19 protein-coding genes are annotated in these 18,125 nt (G+C 68.9%); 6 read left to right on the top strand and 13 right to left on the bottom strand.

Annotated features, from left to right (window positions below; genetic code table 11):
* Window positions 1-13: 13 nt before the first annotated feature.
* A complete protein-coding gene (locus OG558_RS09285; RefSeq protein WP_405069839.1) occupies window positions 14-1,561 on the bottom strand; it encodes an MFS transporter in 1,548 nt (515 codons plus the stop codon).
* 105 nt (window positions 1,562-1,666) lie between these two features.
* Here OG558_RS09285 and OG558_RS09290 point away from each other — a divergent pair, with 105 nt between their 5' ends.
* Together OG558_RS09290 and OG558_RS09295 are read left to right on the top strand one after the other, a co-directional pair.
* A complete protein-coding gene (locus tag OG558_RS09290; protein WP_405069840.1) occupies window positions 1,667-2,098 on the top strand; it encodes a MarR family winged helix-turn-helix transcriptional regulator in 432 nt (143 codons plus the stop codon).
* 176 nt (window positions 2,099-2,274) lie between these two features.
* Window positions 2,275-3,426, top strand: coding sequence for a pyridoxal phosphate-dependent aminotransferase (locus OG558_RS09295; protein ID WP_405069841.1), 1,152 nt, complete (start codon window positions 2,275-2,277; stop codon window positions 3,424-3,426).
* A gap of 154 nt (window positions 3,427-3,580) precedes the next feature.
* Here the strand turns inward: OG558_RS09295 and OG558_RS09300 are convergent, their stop codons facing one another.
* The 4 genes from OG558_RS09300 to OG558_RS09315 form a co-directional block, all read right to left on the bottom strand.
* Entirely contained in the window at window positions 3,581-3,859 is a 279-nt protein-coding gene (locus tag OG558_RS09300; RefSeq protein ID WP_405069842.1) for a hypothetical protein, read from the bottom strand.
* A complete protein-coding gene (locus tag OG558_RS09305; protein WP_405069843.1) occupies window positions 3,856-4,284 on the bottom strand; it encodes an arsenate reductase family protein in 429 nt (142 codons plus the stop codon). The genes OG558_RS09300 and OG558_RS09305 overlap by 4 nt, the downstream gene beginning before the upstream one ends.
* A gap of 15 nt (window positions 4,285-4,299) precedes the next feature.
* Complete coding sequence (locus tag OG558_RS09310) at window positions 4,300-4,854, bottom strand: hypothetical protein (protein WP_405069844.1); 555 nt, start codon at window positions 4,852-4,854, stop codon at window positions 4,300-4,302.
* Between the two features lie 70 nt (window positions 4,855-4,924).
* Window positions 4,925-5,542: a hypothetical protein gene (locus OG558_RS09315; protein ID WP_405069845.1), complete on the bottom strand. Its 618-nt coding sequence runs from the start codon at window positions 5,540-5,542 to the stop codon at window positions 4,925-4,927.
* A gap of 68 nt (window positions 5,543-5,610) precedes the next feature.
* Between OG558_RS09315 and OG558_RS09320 the strand changes: the two genes are divergently transcribed.
* Complete coding sequence (locus OG558_RS09320; protein WP_405069846.1) at window positions 5,611-6,171, top strand: dihydrofolate reductase family protein; 561 nt, start codon at window positions 5,611-5,613, stop codon at window positions 6,169-6,171.
* Window positions 6,172-6,219: 48 nt separating this feature from the next.
* Here the strand turns inward: OG558_RS09320 and clpB are convergent, their stop codons facing one another.
* The 3 genes from clpB to OG558_RS09335 all read right to left on the bottom strand — a co-directional run bounded on the left by clpB (window position 6,220) and on the right by OG558_RS09335 (window position 10,527).
* Entirely contained in the window at window positions 6,220-8,802 is a 2,583-nt protein-coding gene (gene clpB, locus OG558_RS09325) for an ATP-dependent chaperone ClpB (RefSeq protein WP_405072134.1), read from the bottom strand.
* Window positions 8,803-8,962: 160 nt separating this feature from the next.
* Window positions 8,963-9,514 (bottom strand): carbonic anhydrase, encoded by a 552-nt coding sequence (locus tag OG558_RS09330; RefSeq protein WP_405069848.1) that lies wholly within the window; start codon window positions 9,512-9,514, stop codon window positions 8,963-8,965.
* Window positions 9,511-10,527 carry an alpha/beta fold hydrolase gene (locus OG558_RS09335; protein ID WP_405069849.1) on the bottom strand — a complete coding sequence of 339 codons (1,017 nt, stop codon included), beginning with the start codon at window positions 10,525-10,527 and terminating at the stop codon, window positions 9,511-9,513. The genes OG558_RS09330 and OG558_RS09335 overlap by 4 nt, the downstream gene beginning before the upstream one ends.
* Window positions 10,528-10,604: 77 nt before the next feature.
* Between OG558_RS09335 and OG558_RS09340 the strand changes: the two genes are divergently transcribed.
* Complete coding sequence (locus OG558_RS09340) at window positions 10,605-11,231, top strand: TetR/AcrR family transcriptional regulator (RefSeq protein ID WP_405069850.1); 627 nt, start codon at window positions 10,605-10,607, stop codon at window positions 11,229-11,231.
* Window positions 11,232-11,261: 30 nt separating this feature from the next.
* Here the strand turns inward: OG558_RS09340 and OG558_RS09345 are convergent, their stop codons facing one another.
* From OG558_RS09345 to dnaK, 5 genes are all read right to left on the bottom strand, one after another.
* Window positions 11,262-11,798, bottom strand: a complete 537-nt coding sequence (locus OG558_RS09345; RefSeq protein ID WP_329482773.1) for a GNAT family N-acetyltransferase — start codon at window positions 11,796-11,798, stop codon at window positions 11,262-11,264.
* Window positions 11,799-12,068: 270 nt separating this feature from the next.
* A complete protein-coding gene (locus OG558_RS09350; RefSeq protein WP_329482774.1) occupies window positions 12,069-12,524 on the bottom strand; it encodes a heat shock protein transcriptional repressor HspR in 456 nt (151 codons plus the stop codon).
* The gene (dnaJ, locus tag OG558_RS09355; RefSeq protein ID WP_329482775.1) at window positions 12,524-13,699 is read right to left on the bottom strand and encodes a molecular chaperone DnaJ; all 1,176 of its coding nucleotides are present in this window, start codon (window positions 13,697-13,699) and stop codon (window positions 12,524-12,526) included. The genes OG558_RS09350 and dnaJ overlap by 1 nt, the downstream gene beginning before the upstream one ends.
* Before the next feature lie 27 nt (window positions 13,700-13,726).
* Window positions 13,727-14,428: a nucleotide exchange factor GrpE gene (gene grpE / locus OG558_RS09360; RefSeq protein WP_329482776.1), complete on the bottom strand. Its 702-nt coding sequence runs from the start codon at window positions 14,426-14,428 to the stop codon at window positions 13,727-13,729.
* Entirely contained in the window at window positions 14,425-16,287 is a 1,863-nt protein-coding gene (gene dnaK, locus OG558_RS09365; protein ID WP_329482777.1) for a molecular chaperone DnaK, read from the bottom strand. The genes grpE and dnaK overlap by 4 nt, the downstream gene beginning before the upstream one ends.
* Window positions 16,288-16,559: 272 nt before the next feature.
* Here dnaK and OG558_RS09370 point away from each other — a divergent pair, with 272 nt between their 5' ends.
* Together OG558_RS09370 and OG558_RS09375 are read left to right on the top strand one after the other, a co-directional pair.
* Complete coding sequence (locus tag OG558_RS09370; RefSeq protein WP_328524504.1) at window positions 16,560-17,027, top strand: GNAT family N-acetyltransferase; 468 nt, start codon at window positions 16,560-16,562, stop codon at window positions 17,025-17,027.
* 185 nt (window positions 17,028-17,212) lie between these two features.
* Window positions 17,213-18,118 carry a DUF559 domain-containing protein gene (locus OG558_RS09375; protein WP_405069851.1) on the top strand — a complete coding sequence of 302 codons (906 nt, stop codon included), beginning with the start codon at window positions 17,213-17,215 and terminating at the stop codon, window positions 18,116-18,118.
* Window positions 18,119-18,125: the final 7 nt, after the last annotated feature.

Below are 18,125 nucleotides of genomic sequence, written 5' to 3' on the forward strand. Positions count from 1 at the left end.
CCCAGCGGCCCGCTCACACCTCGACGGTGGTGGGCTCGGGTTCCGCCGGGACCTCCGGCGTACGGCGGGCCACGCGGAACGCCAGTGTGAGTACGACTGCACCCACGAAGACGATGCCGGAGGCAACCGCTGCCGCGGTGTGCATCGCGTGGACGAAGGTGTTGTTCGCGACGTGCACCAGGTCCGGCCGGCCGATCGTGCCGGCGGCGTGCCGGGTTGCCTCGGCAGACGATCCCGCGGCTTCGCGGAGGTTGTCGGGAAGGCCGGCCAGCGACGGTGCGATCCGATGCTGGTACGTCGACGACACGATCGTGCCGAGGACGGCGACACCGAGAACGCTGCCGACCTGACGCAGCGCATTGCTGACGGCCGAGCCGGCGCCGATGCGGTCCATCGGCAGAGTCGCCATCACGGCTGCCGTTGTGGGCGCGACGGTCACACCGATCGCCAGGCCGGCCAGTCCACCGACGATACCGATCCAGATCAGCGAGGTGTGCACGTCGTACGTGAGGTTGAGCGCGAAGCACAATGCCAGCGCGAGTACAGCCGTGCCAGACACTGGTGCCACCCCGAAGCGGGCGGCCAGGCGGGCGCCGAGCGGTGAACCAACCACTACTCCGGCCGCGCCGGGCAGTGACATCAGCCCGGCCGACAGGGCGCTCATGCCACGCGCGCCTTGCAGATAGAAGGCCAGGTAGAAGCTCTGCCCGGTGATCGTCAGGAAGACCGCGGCGAGGGCGACGTTGCCCGCGGCGAACCGGCGGTTGCGGAACAGGCGCGGGTCGAAGCTCGGCTCGTGCTCGCGCCATTCGGAGTACAGGAAGCCGGCCAGCAGGACTAGGCCGACGGTAATGCTCGACCACACCTGCCAGCGGTTCCAGCCGCCTTGGTGACCGCCCTCGATCAGTCCGTACGAGACACCGAGCAGACCGAGGGTGGACAGGCCGAGGCCGACCGGGTCGAGCTTGCGCCGCCGCGGGCTCTTCGGGTTCGGGAGGACGAGCGCGGCGCCGACCAGGCCGAACGCGACGATCGGCAAGTTGATGGTGAAGACCGATCCCCACCAGAAGTGGTCGATCAGTACGCCGCCCAGCACGGGGCCGACGGCGACACCGACGCCGGCCGACGACGACCAGGCCGCGATCGCTCCGGCCCGGCGCTCCGGCGGGAACGTCCAGCCGATGATGGCCATCGACGTGGGCATGATCAGCGCTCCGCCCAGACCCATCGTCGCGCGGGCCAGGATGAGCTCGACCGGACCGCCGGCCCAGGCGGCCCAGGCCGATGAGCCGCCGAAGATGAGCAGGCCGGCCATCAGCACGGTCCGGTGACCGTACCGATCACCGAGCGCGCCGGCCGCGAAGAGTGCGGTGGCGAAGAGCAGCGAATAGATGCCGATGGCCCATTGCAGTTGCCCCGGCGTGGCGCCGAGGCCGTCGACCGGGTCGGCGAGGCGTTCGAGGGCGATTCCGAGGACGGTCGAGTCGATCCAGATCAGGACGGCCGACACGACCAGGACGGCGAGAATGCGGCGTTGCCGCGAGGGGTCGATCGAGGACACGAAGTCTCCTATAATTGACAGGACCCTGACGAGGTTTCCATCGTCGCCGATTGACAGGAACCTGTCAATCTCCTTTTTCGTCCCGACCCCGGCAGAATGAGATGCATGGACCCCAGCGACCCGACCGGCTGCGTCACCTTCCTCGTCCGGCACGCCTGGCTGAGCATGCGCTCGGCGCTGGCCGTCGCCCTGGACGAGCACGGGCTCTCCGTGCAGCAGTACGGCACGCTGCTGCTGGTCCGGGAGAAGCCGGGCCGCACCGTCGCCGAGGTCGGCCGCGAGGTCGGTACGGCGCGCCAGTCTGCGAACGAGCTGATCGCCGGCATGGAACGAGCCGGCCTGGTCGAGCGCCGCCCCAACCCGTCGGACCGTCGTACCCAGCAGGTCCATCTCACCCCGGCCGGCGAACAGCGGCTGGCCGACGCGGCCCCCGCCGTACGCAAGGTCGAGGCAGAACTCGAGGCGTTGTTCAGCGCCGGCGACCGCGCGACCGTCCGGACGTGGCTCGGGCATATGGTCACGTCGGTCGAGGGCTAGGGCATGTCTGACGATTCCGCGCCGTCGCGAGCAGGCGCTCGGTGCGGTAGCTCGGCGTGCTGGAGCGAAGGTCTCGATGCGGAGCATCGTGGCCTTCGCGCCAGTGCGGCGAGGTGCCGTGCCGAGTGCCGCGCAGTAGGCGGGGAATCGTCAGACATGCCCTAGGGTCTTGAGGCATGCGCGCACACGCTGAGCGGTTGACCGGGCTCGGTACGACGATCTTCGCCGAGATGTCCGCCCTCGCGGTGGCGACCGGCTCGGTCAACCTCGGTCAGGGGTTCCCGGACCGCGACGGGCCCGACTCGCTGCTCGAGGATGCGATCGCGGCGATCCGCGCCGGCGCCAACCAGTACCCGCCGGCCCGCGGCATCCCGGCGCTCCGGCAGGCGATCGTCGACCACCAGAAGCGGTTCTACGACCTCTCGTACGACCCGGACACGCAGGTTCTCGTCACCACCGGCGCCACCGAGGCGATCGCCGCCGCGCTGCTCGCGTTCGTCGAGCCCGGCGACGAGGTGATCGCGCTCGAGCCGTACTACGACTCGTACGCGGCCGGCATCGCCTTCGCCGGCGGCCGCCGTGTCCCGGTCACCCTGCGCGCCCCGTCGTACCGTCTCGACCTGGATGAATTGCGCGCCGCGGTCACCCCGCGCACTAAGGTCCTGCTGATCAACTCCCCGCACAACCCGACCGGCACCGTCCTCACCGATGAGGAACTGCGGGGCATCAGTGCGGTCGCCGTCGAGCACGACCTGGTCGTCATCACGGACGAGGTCTACGAACACCTCGTGTACGACGGACTCGAGCACCGGCCGCTGGCGTCGTACGACGGGATGGCCGAGCGGACCGTGTCGATCAGCAGCGCCGGGAAGACGTTCGCGGTCACCGGCTGGAAGATCGGCTGGGTCACCGGATCGCCGTCGGTGGTGACGGCGGTGACGACGGCCAAGCAGTTCCTCACTTTCACCTCTGGTGCGCCCTTCCAGCCGGCCATCGCGCAAGCGCTTGCCTTAGGCAAGCGCTACTTCGACGCCCTGCGGGCCGACCTGCAGTCCCGCCGCGACCTCCTCTGCAACGGCCTGGCCGACCTCGGCTTCGAGGTCCATCGCCCGCAGGGCACCTACTTCGTCACCACCGACATCCGCCCCCTCGGCCACACCGACGGCATCACCTTCTGCCGCCAACTCCCCGAACGCGCCGGCGTCGTAGCGATCCCCCACCAAGTCTTCTACGACAACCAGGACTTCGGCCGCCCCCTCGTCCGCTGGGCCTTCTGCAAACAACCCGAAGTCCTCCAAGAAGCCCTAACCCGCCTCCAAAAGCTCTGACCCGGTAGGTTGTGCACGGTGCGAGACACCGGCAGGCCGGTTCCGAGAGACTAGGAGCAGCTCACCTCGCGCTGCCAGGTGAGAAGTGAAGCTGGGATTCCCGCCGGAATGACGGGCCCCAGCTTTCGCGCATTTCGGAGCCTGTTCACGCTGGTCAGCGGATGACGACCTGATGGACCGTGACCACTGCGGCCATCGCCGTCAGCCACCTCTCCTCGCCGAGGACAGCCGCCGACATCGCCCCCGCGACGGCATCGGGCAACCAGAGCATCGGTTCGGCTGACGGCCGGGCAAATCCCACCTGCAAATCCGACGAGATCAGGCGCTTACGACGCGCACTGTCGACCAGCCGGAGGTCACGTCTGTCCTGCGCCGCCGCCCGGGACTCCAGCCAAGCTTCCGACAGCCCGAACTGGTCCAGCTCGGCATTCAACGGATTGTCCAGGAATCCGCCGCTCTCGTACCGGCGCTGTCCACAGGTGTCGAGGGGCAGGGCGGGGCAGATCGACAGGGGAGGAAGCGGGAGATGGTTTCGGGGTCTCGGGCGATGGCGGTGGATTGGTCGTCGGCGGTCAGGATGGGGCGTTGGATGAGGATGGGGTGGGTGACCATGGCCTGGATCCAGTCCGCGCGGTGGGACTCGTCTTGGGGGAGATCGCGGAGGGGTTTGGCGTCGGGTTCGTTGTGGCGGACGAGGTGCCAGGGGTCGAGGTTGAGGCGGGTCAGGACGGCGTCCAGTTCTTCCGCCGTCGGCGGGTCGTCCAGGTACCGGCGGACTGTGTAGTCGACGCCGGCCTCGTCGAGGGCCTCGGTGGCGGCTCGGCATTTGGAGCAGGCGGGATTGATCCAGATCTCCACGGGTGGATCCTTCTGTCAGCGGTGGTGGAACCAGAGCTTGGTGGGTTGCTGGAGCATCAGGATCAGTAGGGTGCCGTGGATGGCCAGGCCGAGGATGCTGGCCGGCAGCGCCATCACACCGCCGACGATGCCGATCGCGGCGACGCCGATGAGCAGGTAGCGGGCCCACGGGCGGCGCTTGCGGAGGTAGATCGCCGGCAGCAGGTACACGAAGGCGCAGATCATCGCCGCCGCGACCGCGACGCCTTGGTTGTCCTTGGAGCCGGTGAGGACCTCGGAGACCTGCGCGCCCGCGGACGTGAGCGCGATGGCGGCGAGCAGTACGCACATCGCACCGAGGCCGAGCGAGATGACCGCGGCGATCGTGACCTGCTTCGGCGGGTTCGCCTGATCCGCATCCGCGCCGGCACCGTAGGCACCGCCGTACGCTGCCGGAGTATCGCCGTACGCACTCGGGCGGTCGCCGTACGGCGTCGTGCCGGGAGACTGTGGAGCGTCGGCGGAACCGAAGACGCCTCGGTACGGGCCGGGCCTGTCCTCGGTCGAGTCGTCGCCGTGCTGCTCGGTCATGCGGTCAAGTGTTCCTTCCAGCTGCCCCCTGCCCACGATCCTCGCAGATCGAGCAAAACCGGTGCTGCGATCAGCCCGTCGTGACGGTGATGTCGAGATGCTCGAAGGTCAGGTACGGCGCCAGGTCGGCAGCGGTGAGCCTGGTCGGCGCGAAGTACGCAGGGTCGGGGTGGAAGCGCACCGTCGTACCCGTCGAGTCGCTCGGCTCGACGGCTTCGAGATCGGTCATCGGGATGCCGTGCTCGTAGCGCTGGGTCCACGAACCGTTGCGGCGGCGGTTGGTGTGGGTGAGTTGATCGCTGAGGGCCGCGACGATGGACATACCGCGGCGCGGCCGGCCATCGGGGAGCAGTGGCGCGGCCGGGTCCTGGAAGAAGCGGAGGTCCTCGGTGGCCATGACCGGCTTCTTCACGACGTTCCCGAGTTCGTCGACGCGAGTATCGGTGCCGCGACCGTCATCGGCGATCGAGATCGAGCCGTCGGGGTGAAGCGTGACCGTGCAGCTCCCCCGCTGCCCGGCCGACTCGGCCTCGTCGTCCGGGTAGGCGATGACTTCGAGCACGAGATGGAGTACGCCGCCCGGTGCATAGCTGTCGGCGTCGTCGCGGATCCGCTGCAGGTGAGCGTGATCGACCGATCCGGCCCAGTCGTGCGTGGTGTTGACCCAGTCGGCGCGAGGTTGTGTCACCCGCCCATTCTCGCCGATTCCTTTCGGATCTCCTGCCGGTCTACACGGCAGTTCACGGGAGGAGAACCATGCGCAAGATCACTGCGTCGACCTTGATGACGCTGGACGGTGTCGTGGAGGACCCGAGCGGGTTCAGCGGTACGGCGTTCGGCGGCTGGGCGTCGCCGTACTTCGATGCGGAGGCCGTCCAGCGGTCGATCGAGCAGTTGTCCGGATGCGACTACTTCCTGTGCGGGCGCCGTACCTATGAGATGTTCTCCGCGGCGTGGGCTGACGCACCTGGCCCGTACGCCGATCAGCTGCGGAGCCTGCCCAAGTTGGTGGCATCCACCACTCTCACCGGCGAGCTCACCTGGAACGCGTCCTTGCTCGCCGGAGACGCAGCGACCGCTCTCAAGCAGATCAAGCAGGAGCCGGGCGGCGACATCATGATGTACGGCAACCCGAACCTGCTGCGCACGCTGCTGGACAACGGCCTCGTCGACCAGCTGGAGATCGCGCTGCACCCGCTGGTCCTCGGCACCGGCGCCAAACTCTTCCCCGACGGTGCACCCCGAACCGAGCTCACCCTCGAAGCCCAATCCCAGCTGCCGACCGGTGTCATGCTCCTGACCTACACCATCGCCTGACGCAGAACAGCCGGGCCGGTTCCTCAACCGGCCCGGCTGTCGGGGTTGCTAGGCGGGGGCTACTTCCAAGGCGTCCTTGGATTCGTTCAGCGTCACCTTGACGGTCTCGCCGTCGCGGACACTGCCGGTGAGGATGCCTCGGGCCAGTTCGTCGCCGATCGCCGACTGCACCAGGCGGCGGAGCGGACGGGCGCCGTAGACCGGGTCGTAGCCGGTCATCGCGAGCCACTCCAGCGCACCTTCGTCGACATCCAAGGTGATCCGGCGGTCCGTCAGGCGACGCTGCAGGGCCTCGACCTGGAGGGCGACGATCTGGGTCAGTTCCTCGCTGCCGAGCGCGTCGAACAGCACGATCTCGTCGAGCCGGTTGATGAACTCCGGCTTGAACGACTGCCGCACGACCGCCATCACCTGGTCCCGCTTGGCGTTGTCGTCGAGCCGGACGTCGGCCAGGTAGGCCGAACCCAGGTTGCTGGTCAGGATCAGGATGACGTTGCGGAAGTCGACCGTCCGGCCCTGGCCGTCGGTCAGGCGACCGTCGTCCAGCACCTGCAGCAGGATGTCGAACACCTCGGGGTGCGCCTTCTCCACCTCGTCGAGCAGGATCACCGAGTACGGACGGCGGCGGACAGCCTCGGTGAGCTGGCCACCCTCCTCGTACCCGACGTAGCCGGGCGGGGCGCCGACGAGCCGCGCGACGCTGTGCTTCTCGCCGTACTCCGACATGTCGATCCGGACCATCGCCCGCTCGTCGTCGAACAGGAAGTCCGCGAGCGCCTTGGCCAGCTCGGTCTTACCGACACCGGTCGGACCGAGGAACAGGAAGCTTCCGGTCGGTCGGTCCGGATCCGAGATGCCCGCACGGGCCCGACGGACAGCGTCGCTGACGGCCTTGACCGCCTCCCGCTGACCGATCAGCCGGTGACCCAGCTCGTCCTCCATCCGGAGCAGCTTGCCGGTCTCGCCCTCGAGCAGCCGGCCGGTCGGGATGCCGGTCCACATCGCGATCACCTCGGCGATCTCGGTCGGGCCGACCTCCTCGTTGACCATCGCGTCCGGGCCGTCGGCGACCTCGGGCTCGGCGGACGCCTCTTCCAGCTCCTTGGTCAGCTCGGGGATGTCGCCGTACAGGATCTTGGACGCGGTCTCGAAGTCGCCGTCGCGCTGGGCCCGCTCGGCCTGGCCGCGCAGCTCGTCGATCCGCTCCTTGATCTCGCCGACCCGGTTCAGGCCGGACTTCTCCTTCTCCCACCGCGACTCCAGAGCACGTAGCTCCTCCTCGCGGTCGGCGAGGTCGGCGCGCAGCCGCTCGAGCCGCTCCTGGCTGGAGGCGTCCTCCTCCCGGGCGAGCGCAAGCTCCTCCATCTTCAGCCGGTCCACGGTCCGGCGGAGCGAGTCGATCTCGACCGGGGACGAGTCGATCTCCATCCGCAGCCGGGACGCGGCCTCGTCGACCAGGTCGATCGCCTTGTCCGGCAGCTGCCGGCCGCTGATGTAGCGGTGCGACAGCGTGGCCGCCGCGACCAGTGCGGAGTCGGAGATGGCGACCTTGTGGTGCGCCTCGTAGCGCTCCTTCAGGCCACGCAGGATCGCGATCGAGTCCTCGACCGAAGGCTCGCCCACGAACACCTGCTGGAAGCGGCGCTCCAGCGCCGGGTCCTTCTCGATCCGGGTCCGGTACTCGTCCAGGGTGGTGGCGCCGATCATCCGCAGCTCACCACGGGCCAGCATCGGCTTCAGCATGTTGCCGGCGTCCATCGCGCCCTCGCCGGTCGCGCCGGCGCCGACGACGGTGTGCAACTCGTCGATGAACGTGATGATCTGGCCGTCGGACTCCTTGATCTCGGTCAGCACGGCCTTCAGCCGCTCCTCGAACTCACCGCGGTACTTCGCGCCCGCGACCATGGCACCGAGGTCGAGGCTGATCAGCCGCCGCCCGCGCAGCGACTCGGGCACGTCACCGGCCACGATCCGCTGGGCCAGGCCCTCGACGACGGCGGTCTTGCCGACGCCGGGCTCACCGATCAGGACCGGGTTGTTCTTGGTCCGGCGGGACAGGACCTGCACGACACGGCGGATCTCGGAGTCACGTCCGATCACCGGGTCGAGCTTGCCGTCCTTGGCCCGCTCGGTCAGGTCGACGCCGTACTTCTCCAGCGTCTTGGTGGTGCCCTCGGCCTCCGGGGAGGTGATCCGGCGGTTGCCACGCATCTGGTCGAACGCCTGCAGCAACGCGTCAGCGCCCACGCCGAGCGCCGACTTCGCGTTGCCCTCGACGGTCGCGAGCGCGATCAGCAGGTGCTCGGTGGAGACGTACTCGTCCCCGAGCCCGAGGGCCCGCTGCTCCGCCTGCGACAGCACATCGCTCGTCTTCGGCGACAGGCTCGGCGCCTGCACGCTGCCACCGCTCGCCTTCGGCAGCCGACTCAGCTGCTCGGCGGTCTTGCGGCGTACGGCGTCCAGGTCGGCACCGGCGGCCTCGAGGAGGCCGACCGTCGTCCCCTCGGGCTGCGCGAGCAGCGCCGAGAGCAGGTGAATGGGCTCCACGGTCGGGTTGCCCGCCGCGGAGGTCTGACGGATCGCGACCGACAGGGTTTCCCGGGCCAGCGTCGTCAACCGCTGAACGTCCATCGAGTTCCAGCCTTTCCAGCTCAAGTTACAACAGTCACTCGTTACAACTTATCCAAACTTGAGTCCATTCCACTCAACTCTGAGAAATCCTGGGGAAATCTCAGGGTCCCCACCCATCCTCACTACAAGTTGTATCCGCTTGACTGCCGCTGGTTGAGGCTCAGTTCGCCGGCTGTGGAAAACGGGCGTCGACGCTCGTGGCGAGGTAGCCGGTGGCGATGTCATAGACGTGTCCCGAGACGCTCACTTTGGGTGACAGCAGCGGTGAGCCGAGCAGCCGCTCGACATCGGCCTTGACGGTGATCTGTGGGTCGGCGACGGCGGACGCCTCCAGCGCCACCTCGGAGAGGCCGGTTGCCTCAGCCGCCCGCCGGCGGAACCCGGGGTCGGCCAGGAAGGCCGTCCCACACTGCGTGTGGTGGATCACCGCAACTTCGAAGAGCGTATCGACCGCGCCGGCGCCGCCGCGCAACTGCTCGGCGAGGAACGCGAGGTAGGCGATGTCGTCGATGACCGCCGGCGTGACGCGTCCACCCGCGTTGCGGATGACGGGGGCGTCCCCGAGTTCGAGCCCGAGGGCAAGAGCCGGGTCGATGCGGTGGTCGAGACAGGTGACGACGATCACCGGTACGGCGGGCAGGCCGAGCGCGGCCGGGGAGTAGGTCCGGGCGAACTCCGCATTGCGTTCGAGCAAGGGAAACAGCTTGGTCATCGGTGCTCCTTCGAAAGGTCGGGACGGACGGCGACAACATGACGCGAGGCGATCTCGCGGATGGCGTCGGCGAGCAGGTCCGGATGCTCGCTGGTGGTCAGGTGACCGCCAGGAAAGGTCAGTACGTCGGCACTCGGCACACGGATCCGGGCGGCGGTGACCTGGCGGTGTTCGTAGCGGTCCTCCTCGCTGCCGCCGAGGTACACAGCCACGGTGTCCGCCAGGTCACGTGCGACGGCGGCGAGATCCCAGCGCTGGGCATGGCGGCGATGTTCCTGGACGAACCCAGCGGCTCGATGGAGGAATGCCGCACCCTCCCGGCGCGTGACCGCCGACCGCAGTTCGGCGAGCTCCTCCGCGCTGGGGCGATAGCTGCGGGAGTACAACCGTGCCCCGAGCATCGCCGAGTCGAACATCTCCGGCGAGCGCTGCGCCCGGCGCATGGCCAACGCGCCCAGCGGGCTGCGCAGCATCGGCGTGACCTGCCACGGGTGCGTGTGCGAGTCGGCGAACAGGCCGCCGTTCATCATGAACACGGCCACGATCTCCGGCAGTGCGCCGGCCCGCTCCGACGTACGGCGAAGCAGTTCGAGCAACGCCAACGACGTGTAGTCGAAGGTAACCACGACCGTGCGGCGTACGGCGTGGTGGCGCCACAGCGCCTCGACCAGGTCCGCACGCTCCATCGTGGAGTGCCGATAGTTGCCCGGTTTGTCCGAATCCCCTTGCCCGACCGGCTCGACGTAGAGCCGTGGACCGAGGTCCACGCCGAGCATCCGGTCCACCTGCGCCCAGCCGTACGAGCCGTCCGGGAAGCCGGGCAGTATCGTGAGCCAGGTCGCGTCGGGATCCCGAGACGCGCCGACGACACGCTCGAAAACCCGCAAGGCGCCAGGGGTTGCGGCAGCCTCCGCGGGCAGGACCCGCGCCGGATCCGGGTGATACAGGACCCGCTGGCCGCCGGCGTACCACTGGTCCGCGGTCACCAGTACCGCCGCGCCACTCTTTCCCATCGCTCCTCCTCGTTTAGTGGACACTGTCCACATTAACGCGCTAAGTGGACGGTGTCCACTAAGTTAGTCTGTTGCCTATGACACCAGAGGCGACGCGGCGGAGGGTGCGGGGCGCGGTCCGCGACGGCCTCGTCGCCGCAGGGCTGGAGCTGGCCCGGACCGGTGGCCCGGACGCGGTCCTGCTCCGCGAGGCGACCCGACTGGTCGGCGTTGTGCCCAATGCCGCTTATCGGCATTTCGCCGACCGTGACGAACTACTCGCCGCGGTCTGTGCGGCGGCGATGCGCAAACTGGCCGACCGGATGGCAGCCGGTGTCAGTCGGGTGCGCGGCAAGCATGGCGATGCCGCGGCTGCCGGTCGCCGTCTCGGCGCGATCGGTGCCGCATACCTGGATTTCGCTCGCGCGGAGCCCGGGCTGTTCGCCACGGCGTTCGCAGTGCCGGCGCAGCATGAGTACGCGGCGACAGTCGACGGGACCGGGCAGGACCGGTCACCCCTCGGTCAACTGCGGGCCGTCCTCGATGAGCTCGTCGTCGCCGGTGTGCTCGCGCCCGGACGCCGCGACGGCATCGAGTACCCGATCTGGTCCACGGTGCACGGACTCGCTGTGCTTACCGGCCAAGGGCCCTTGCGCGACGCCCCCGACGCCACCCGCCGGAAGTTCGAGCAGCTCACGCTCGGCTTCATCGCCGGCGGACTGTGACGGGCCACCCAGTCGCAGCCGCTGGTTGCTTCAGGCCCTGAATTCTGAGGCGCGGATGCGGTAGACCTGCAGATTCAGGTCGTAGTACTTGTCGGTCTCGCCGACCCACTGCATCTCGAGCCGGCGGGCCGTGGCGATGGCGCGTCTGTTGTTCGGGCGGGCGACGGCGAACAGCTCGTCGACGGCACCTTCCTTGAACGCCCAGCGCATCAGCTCGCGGCTGGCCTCGGTCGCGTAACCATGGCCCCAGGCGCTCGGCCGCAGCTGCCAGCCGATCTCCAGGTCCTCCTCGTACGGCGGGAGCAGGCGGATCACCAGTGCGCCGACGACCTCACCGTCGTCCCGGCGGGCAACGGCCCACCGGCCCGCGGGGAGGACGAAGTTCGGCTGGGCCTCGATCCAGGCCTGCAGGACGAGCCGCATGCTGGCGGCGTCGGGGACCTTGTCGATGGCCGGCGACAGCCAGGGCGCCACATCGGCCGAGCCGTAGATCTCCAGCGCGGCCTCGGCGTCGTCTTCTTCCCAGTCCCGGATGATCAGCCGGTCTGTCTGCAGACTGAGTGTCACCTCGCCAGAGTAGGCGGTGAACCGCCGCAGACAACATGGCGCGCGGTCACCGGGAGATGAACGCGAGGAGCCCCCGGCCATGCGGGCCGGGGGCTCCGTTGCGAGCGAGCCGCAGGGCGGTCCTGGAACGGACCACCCTGCGGGGGCCGAAGAGCGCTGGGGGAAAGCGCACCTTCGACGGTGGAGGTGTCGGGGGGACGACGACCTCCACGGGACCGGAGGATCCGAAGGGTGGGTTCGGGAATCCTCCGGTGGTCGGAGAATGCTAGGTCAGCGGGAACCCAGCTCCAGTGGCTGGGTCCGGATCCAGCGGGTCGTGGTCTGCTGCCGGCCCATGGCGATCACGTCGCCGGCCGGGCCGGCTGAGAAGACCCGGCTGTTCGTGCTCTGCCGGGAAACACCGACACCGCGCTGGACTTCTGCGAGGAGCTGGTTGACCCGCCTTCGCAGGTCCTCCACCTCCGACTGTAGCGCGAGGATGTGCCGAATTCCCGCCAGGTTGACGCCCTCTTCCTGGGACAGGTGCTGCACGTAGCGAAGCCTCGCCACGTCGTACGCCGAGTACCGCCGGCCGCGGCCGGACGCCCGGCTCGGCACCACAAGGCCGAGCCGGTCGTACTGGCGCAGGGTCTGCGGGTGCATGCCGGCCAGCTGGGCCGCCACCGAGATCACGTAGATCGGGGTGCGGTCGTCCCAGGTCGGCACCTGGCTGAACGGGAGGCCCATCACGAGCTCCCGAACAACCCGGCCCGCAGGTCAGGGTGGTCCGACGCCGAGTTGAACTCCTGCAGCTTGGCGCGCTGCTCGTCGGTCAACTCGTGCGGGACCTGCACCTCGAGGGTGAGCAGGATGTCGCCCTTGGTGCCGTCCCGCCGGACCGAGCCCTTGCCACGGACGCGCAGCTTGCTGCCGTTCGCCGTACCGGCAGGGATCCGGACCGTGACAGGCATGCCGTCCAAGGTCGGGACCTTGATCTCGGCGCCCAGCGCGGCCTCGGTGAAGCTCACCGGGACGTTCAGCGTCAGGTGCTCGCCCTGGCGGCCGAAGATCCGGTGCGACGTCACGTGCACGGTGACGTAGAGGTCGCCCGCGGGGCCACCCCGTTCGCCCGCCGCGCCCTTGCCCTTCAGGCGGATCCGCTGACCGTCCTGCACGCCCGCGGGGATGCGGACCTGCATGGTCTTGCTCGACTGGCCGCGGCCGGAGCCGTGGCAGGTCTCGCACGGCTCGTCGACAACCAGGCCGCGCCCCTTGCACTCGGTGCACGGCTCGGTCATGGCGAACACGCCGCCCTGGACCGAGGTCTGCATACCCGTGCCCTCGCACTTCAGGCAGACCTTCGGCACCGTGCCGTACTTCGCGCCGGTGCCCCGGCAGGTCTTGCACGGCTCGTCGCTGGTCATCCGCAGCCCGACGGTGACACCGTTCACGGCCTCGGCGAACTCGATCGTCGCCTCGGTCTCGATGTCCGCACCGCGCCGCGGCCGGGCCGTCGACGTGGTGGTCGTGGTCCGGCCACCACCGCCGAACATGCCGCCCAGGATGTCGCCGAGACCGCCGCCACTGCCACCGGAGCCGCCGCCGCGGTTGAACAGGTCGCCGACGTCGAAGTTGAACCCGCCGCCGCCCTGACTGCTGCCGCTCGGCATCCGGAAGCCGCCGCTGCCGAACAGCCGGCGGGCCTCGTCGTACTCCTTGCGCTTCTTCGGGTCGCCGACGACGTCGTACGCCTCGGAGACCTCCTTGAACTTCGCCTCCGCGGACGCGTCACCGGCGTTGGAGTCGGGGTGGTACTTGCGCGCCAGCTTGCGGTAGGCCTTCTTGATCTCATCGGCCTCGGCGGTCTTGGAGACGCCGAGAACCTTGTAGAAGTCCTTCTCGAGCCAGTCCTTCGTGCTCACTTGACGCCTCCCCTCCCGTCGTGGTCGTTACTCCGCGGACCTGTCCGCGTCATCATCTGTGCTCTCCACCGGTACGTCGGCCTTCGCGGCGTCGGCCGGTAGTTGCTCGGTCGGCTCCGACACGGCCACCCGGGCCGCCCGCAGGACACGCTCGCCGAGGCGGTACCCCGGCTGCATGACCATGGTCGCGGTCGGACCGTCCACCTCGTCGGAGTAGTTGTGCAGCAGGGCCTCGTGGATGCGCGGGTCGAAGGTGTCACCCTTCTCGCCGAACTTCACCAGGCCGAGCTTCTCGGTGACCCGTTCCAGCGATTCGGCGACCGCCTTGAACGCGCCCTCGAGCTCACCCGCCTCCCGGGCCCGGCCGACGTCGTCCAGGATCCCGAGCAGCTCGGTCAGCACCGAGCCGATCACGAGCTCCCGCGAAGCCTCCCGGTCCCGGTCCACTCGGCGCTTGTAGTTGACGTACTCGGCCTGCAGTCGCTGCAGGTCCGCCGTACGCTCGGCGAGCGCCTCGGTCAACAGTGCCTCCTGGGCGGACGGGCCGATCAGATCGGACGGGTCCCGCGGCGGCTGCGCGCCCGGGGTGCCCGGCATGCCCGGTGCGGCGCCGGCCGCGGGAGCCTCGGAAGGCTCCCGCGCCGCGCCGGTGTCCGGGTCGATCCGGCGCTTGTCCCGGACGACGGGCTCGCCGTCGCCGAACTCGCTGCCAGTCGGTCGATCCGTCACTTGTCCTCCGTCTTGTCCTGCGGCCGGTCCTCGTCCACGATCTCGGCGTCGACGACGTCGTCGTCGCTGCTCGAGCTGCTCTCGTCGGACGCGGAGCTGCTGTCCTCGGAACCGCCGGCGGCCTGGGCGTTCGCGTACATCGCGGCACCCATCTTCTGGCTGGACTGGGCGAGCTTCTCCGACGCGGCCTTGATCGCGTCGGCGTCGTCACCCTCGAGCGCCTTCTTCAGCTCCGCGACGCCGTCCTTGACCTCGGTCTTGACGTCGTCGGGGATCTTGTCCTCGTTCTCCTGCAGGAACTTCTCGGTCTGGTAGACCAAGCTCTCCGCCTGGTTGCGGGACTCGACCGCCTCGCGGCGCAACCGGTCCTCCTCGGCGTACTGCTCGGCGTCGCGGACCATCTGGTCGATGTCGGTCTTCGGCAGCGCGGAGCCACCCGTGACCGTCATCCGCTGCTCCTTGCCGGTGGCCAGGTCCTTGGCGTTCACGTGCACGATGCCGTTCGCGTCGATGTCGAAGGTGACCTCGATCTGCGGCACGTTCCGCGGCGCCGGCGGCAGGCCGGTCAGCTCGAAGTTGCCGAGCGACTTGTTGTCGCGCGCCATCTCCCGCTCGCCCTGGTAGACCTGGATCATCACCGACGGCTGGTTGTCCTCGGCCGTGGTGAAGATCTCCGAGCCCTTGGTCGGGATCGTGGTGTTGCGCTCGATGATCTTGGTGAACACGCCGCCCTTGGTCTCGATGCCTAGGCTCAGCGGGGTCACGTCGAGCAGCAGGACGTCCTTGACCTCACCCTTCAGCACACCGGCCTGCAGGGAGGCGCCGACCGCGACGACCTCGTCCGGGTTCACACCCTTGTTCGGGTCCTTGCCACCGGTCAGCTCCTTGACCAGCTCGGCCACCGCGGGCATCCGGGTGGAGCCGCCGACCAGGATCACGTGATCGATCTTCGCGACGTCGATGCCGGCGTCCTTGATGACGGCCTTGAACGGGGCGCGGGCGCGCTCCAGCAGGTCGTTGGTCATCTTCTGGAACTCTGCCCGGGAGAGCTTCTCCTCCAGGTGCAGCGGGCCGGACTCGGTCAGGCTCAGGTACGGCAGGTGGATCGTGGTCTCGGCCGCGGCCGACAGCTCGATCTTGGCCTTCTCGGCGGCCTCGGTGAGCCGCTGCATGGCCATCTTGTCGCTGGACAGGTCGGTGCCGTTCTTGTTCTTGAACTGGGTCACCAGCCACTGCACGATCCGGTTGTCCCAGTCGTCACCACCGAGGTGGTTGTCACCGCTGGTCGCCTTCACCTCGAAGACGCCGTCGCCGATCTCCAGCAGCGACACGTCGAACGTGCCACCACCGAGGTCGAAGACCAGGATGGTCTGCTCGGTGCCCTTGTCCAGGCCGTAGGCGAGCGCGGCCGCGGTCGGCTCGTTGACGATCCGGTGCACCTTCAGGCCCGCGATCTCGCCGGCCTCCTTGGTCGCCTGGCGCTGCGCGTCGGAGAAGTAGGCCGGCACGGTGATGACCGCGTCGGTGACCTGCTCCCCGAGGTACGCCTCGGCGTCCCGCTTCAGCTTCTGCAGCACGAACGCGCTGATCTGCTGCGGCGTGAACTTCTTGCCGTCGATGTCGACGCTCCAGCTCTCGCCCATGTGACGCTTGACGGAGCGGATGGTGCGGTCGACGTTCGTGGTGGCCTGGCGCTTCGCCACCTCGCCGACCAGGACCTCGCCGTTCTTGGCGAAGGCCACCACCGAGGGCGTCGTACGCGCTCCCTCGGCGTTGGGGATGACGGTGGGCTCGCCACCCTCGAGTACGGCGATGACGGAGTTCGTCGTACCCAGATCGATACCGACCGCGCGGGCCATGCTTTACCTCCACAGAGTTGAGTGATGCAGACTCAATGTTGCCGTTCGTCCGCCTCGGTTTCAAATCCCGGCCGGCGATGAGCCCGGCAAAGACGGCACAGACCGAACAAACTTGAGTTCACTAGACTCAACATGGCACATGGGCCAGGTCATTCCCAAGGCAGCCCCCCATTTTCCGGGTCCCGGCCAGGGTCGGGCCAGGGAGCACCCGAACTGACCCCTGCCGCAGAAAAGGTTTTCCGTGGGAGGGTGTCACCGTGAGACTCCGCCCTATGACCGCCGCTGACCTCGCCGCGGTACTTGCGCTCAACGCCACCGCGGAGGGTCTGGTCGAACCACTCGGCCCGGACCGCCTTGACTGGCTCCGCCTGATCGCCGCGCACGCCGCCGTGGTCGACCTCGACGGCCGTCCGGCCGGCTTCCTGCTCACCTTCACCCCGGGGTCGGCGTACGACGGCCTCGAGTTCCAGTGGTTCGCGGCCACGTACGCGAGCCGCTTCCTGTTCATCGAACGGATCGTGATCGCCCCCGAGCACCGCCGCGAGGGCCTCGCCTCGCAGGTGTACGGCGCGATCGAACGCGCCGCCAAACCCTTCGAGCGCGCCGCCACCCGGGTCCGCACCGACCCACCCGACCTGGCCGGCCTCGCCTTCCACACCAACCGCGGCTACGTAGAGGTAGCCAAACAACGCCTGGCCAACGGCACCACCACAACCCTCCTCACCAAAGACCTGACCTAGACCGGGCGGCCCCCACCAGGCCTCCACTGATCAGTGCGCCCGGCCGGACCGCCAGGCCATCACAACGGCCGGCTTGGCCGTCCGCGCCGCCTGGCACCGCCAGTCCGAGGCCGATTGTGATGGCCTGGCGGTCCGCCTGTGGACAATCTCCGACGGCGCGGGCCGGTTTCCGCCATCCTCGTCAGATGTCCCAGGTCGTTGACGTCCTCCACCGGCGCGAGGGCACCGCCACGTTCGCCCAGCTTCGAGCGCTTGTCTCCGCGCGAACCATCCGAACGGCGCTGGCCGACGGGGCGATCCGCCGGATCGCGAAGGGGGTCTACGCCCTGCCGCCGGTGCCGGACCCGCTCGCCGCGGCGCGTGCCCAGGGTGGCATCGTGTCGCACCTGAGCGCCGCCCGACTGCACGGCTTCTCGGTGCTCGACCTGCCGGACAAACCACAGATCACCGTGCCGCGCGGACAGCACCGCCGGTTGAGCCCGATCCCGTGCGAACTGCACTGGGCCGACGAGGTCCCGTCCGACGGTCGATGTACCGGCAAGCTCCGCACGGTGCTGGACTGCGCCCGCACCCTTCCGTTCGAGGCCGCCCTCACGGTCGCGGACTCGGCGCTGCGACTTGGCGCGGTAGACCGCGGGCAGCTGTTGATCGCGGCGGCCGAGCTCACCGGTCCTGGTTCCCGCCGGGCCCGACGAGTCGCGGCCGCCGCGGACGGTCGAGCGGAGTCGCCCTTGGAGTCCGTTCTCCGATCGATCCTGATCGAGGCGGGTATCGACGGTTTCGAACCGCAGGTCGTGGTCCGGGACGGCACCTTCTCGGCTCGGGTCGACCTCGGACACCCCCGGCTGCTGATCGCTCTCGAGGCGGATGGGTTCGCCTTCCACAGCACCCGGGCCGCGCTGACGCGTGACTGTCGTCGCCAGGTCAGCCTGACCCTCTGCGGGTGGCGGCTTCTCCGGTTCTCCTGGGAGGACGTGATGTTCGACCGGGAATGGGTTGTGATCGCGATCCGGGAGGCGGTGGCCGGACCGCCACGCCATCACAATGTGCCCGAGATCCGCGGTCGCACGCGGGAGCCGCTGGCTGGGTGACGAGATG

This window comes from Kribbella sp. NBC_01510, from assembly GCF_045040325.1.
Classification (GTDB): domain Bacteria; phylum Actinomycetota; class Actinomycetes; order Propionibacteriales; family Kribbellaceae; genus Kribbella.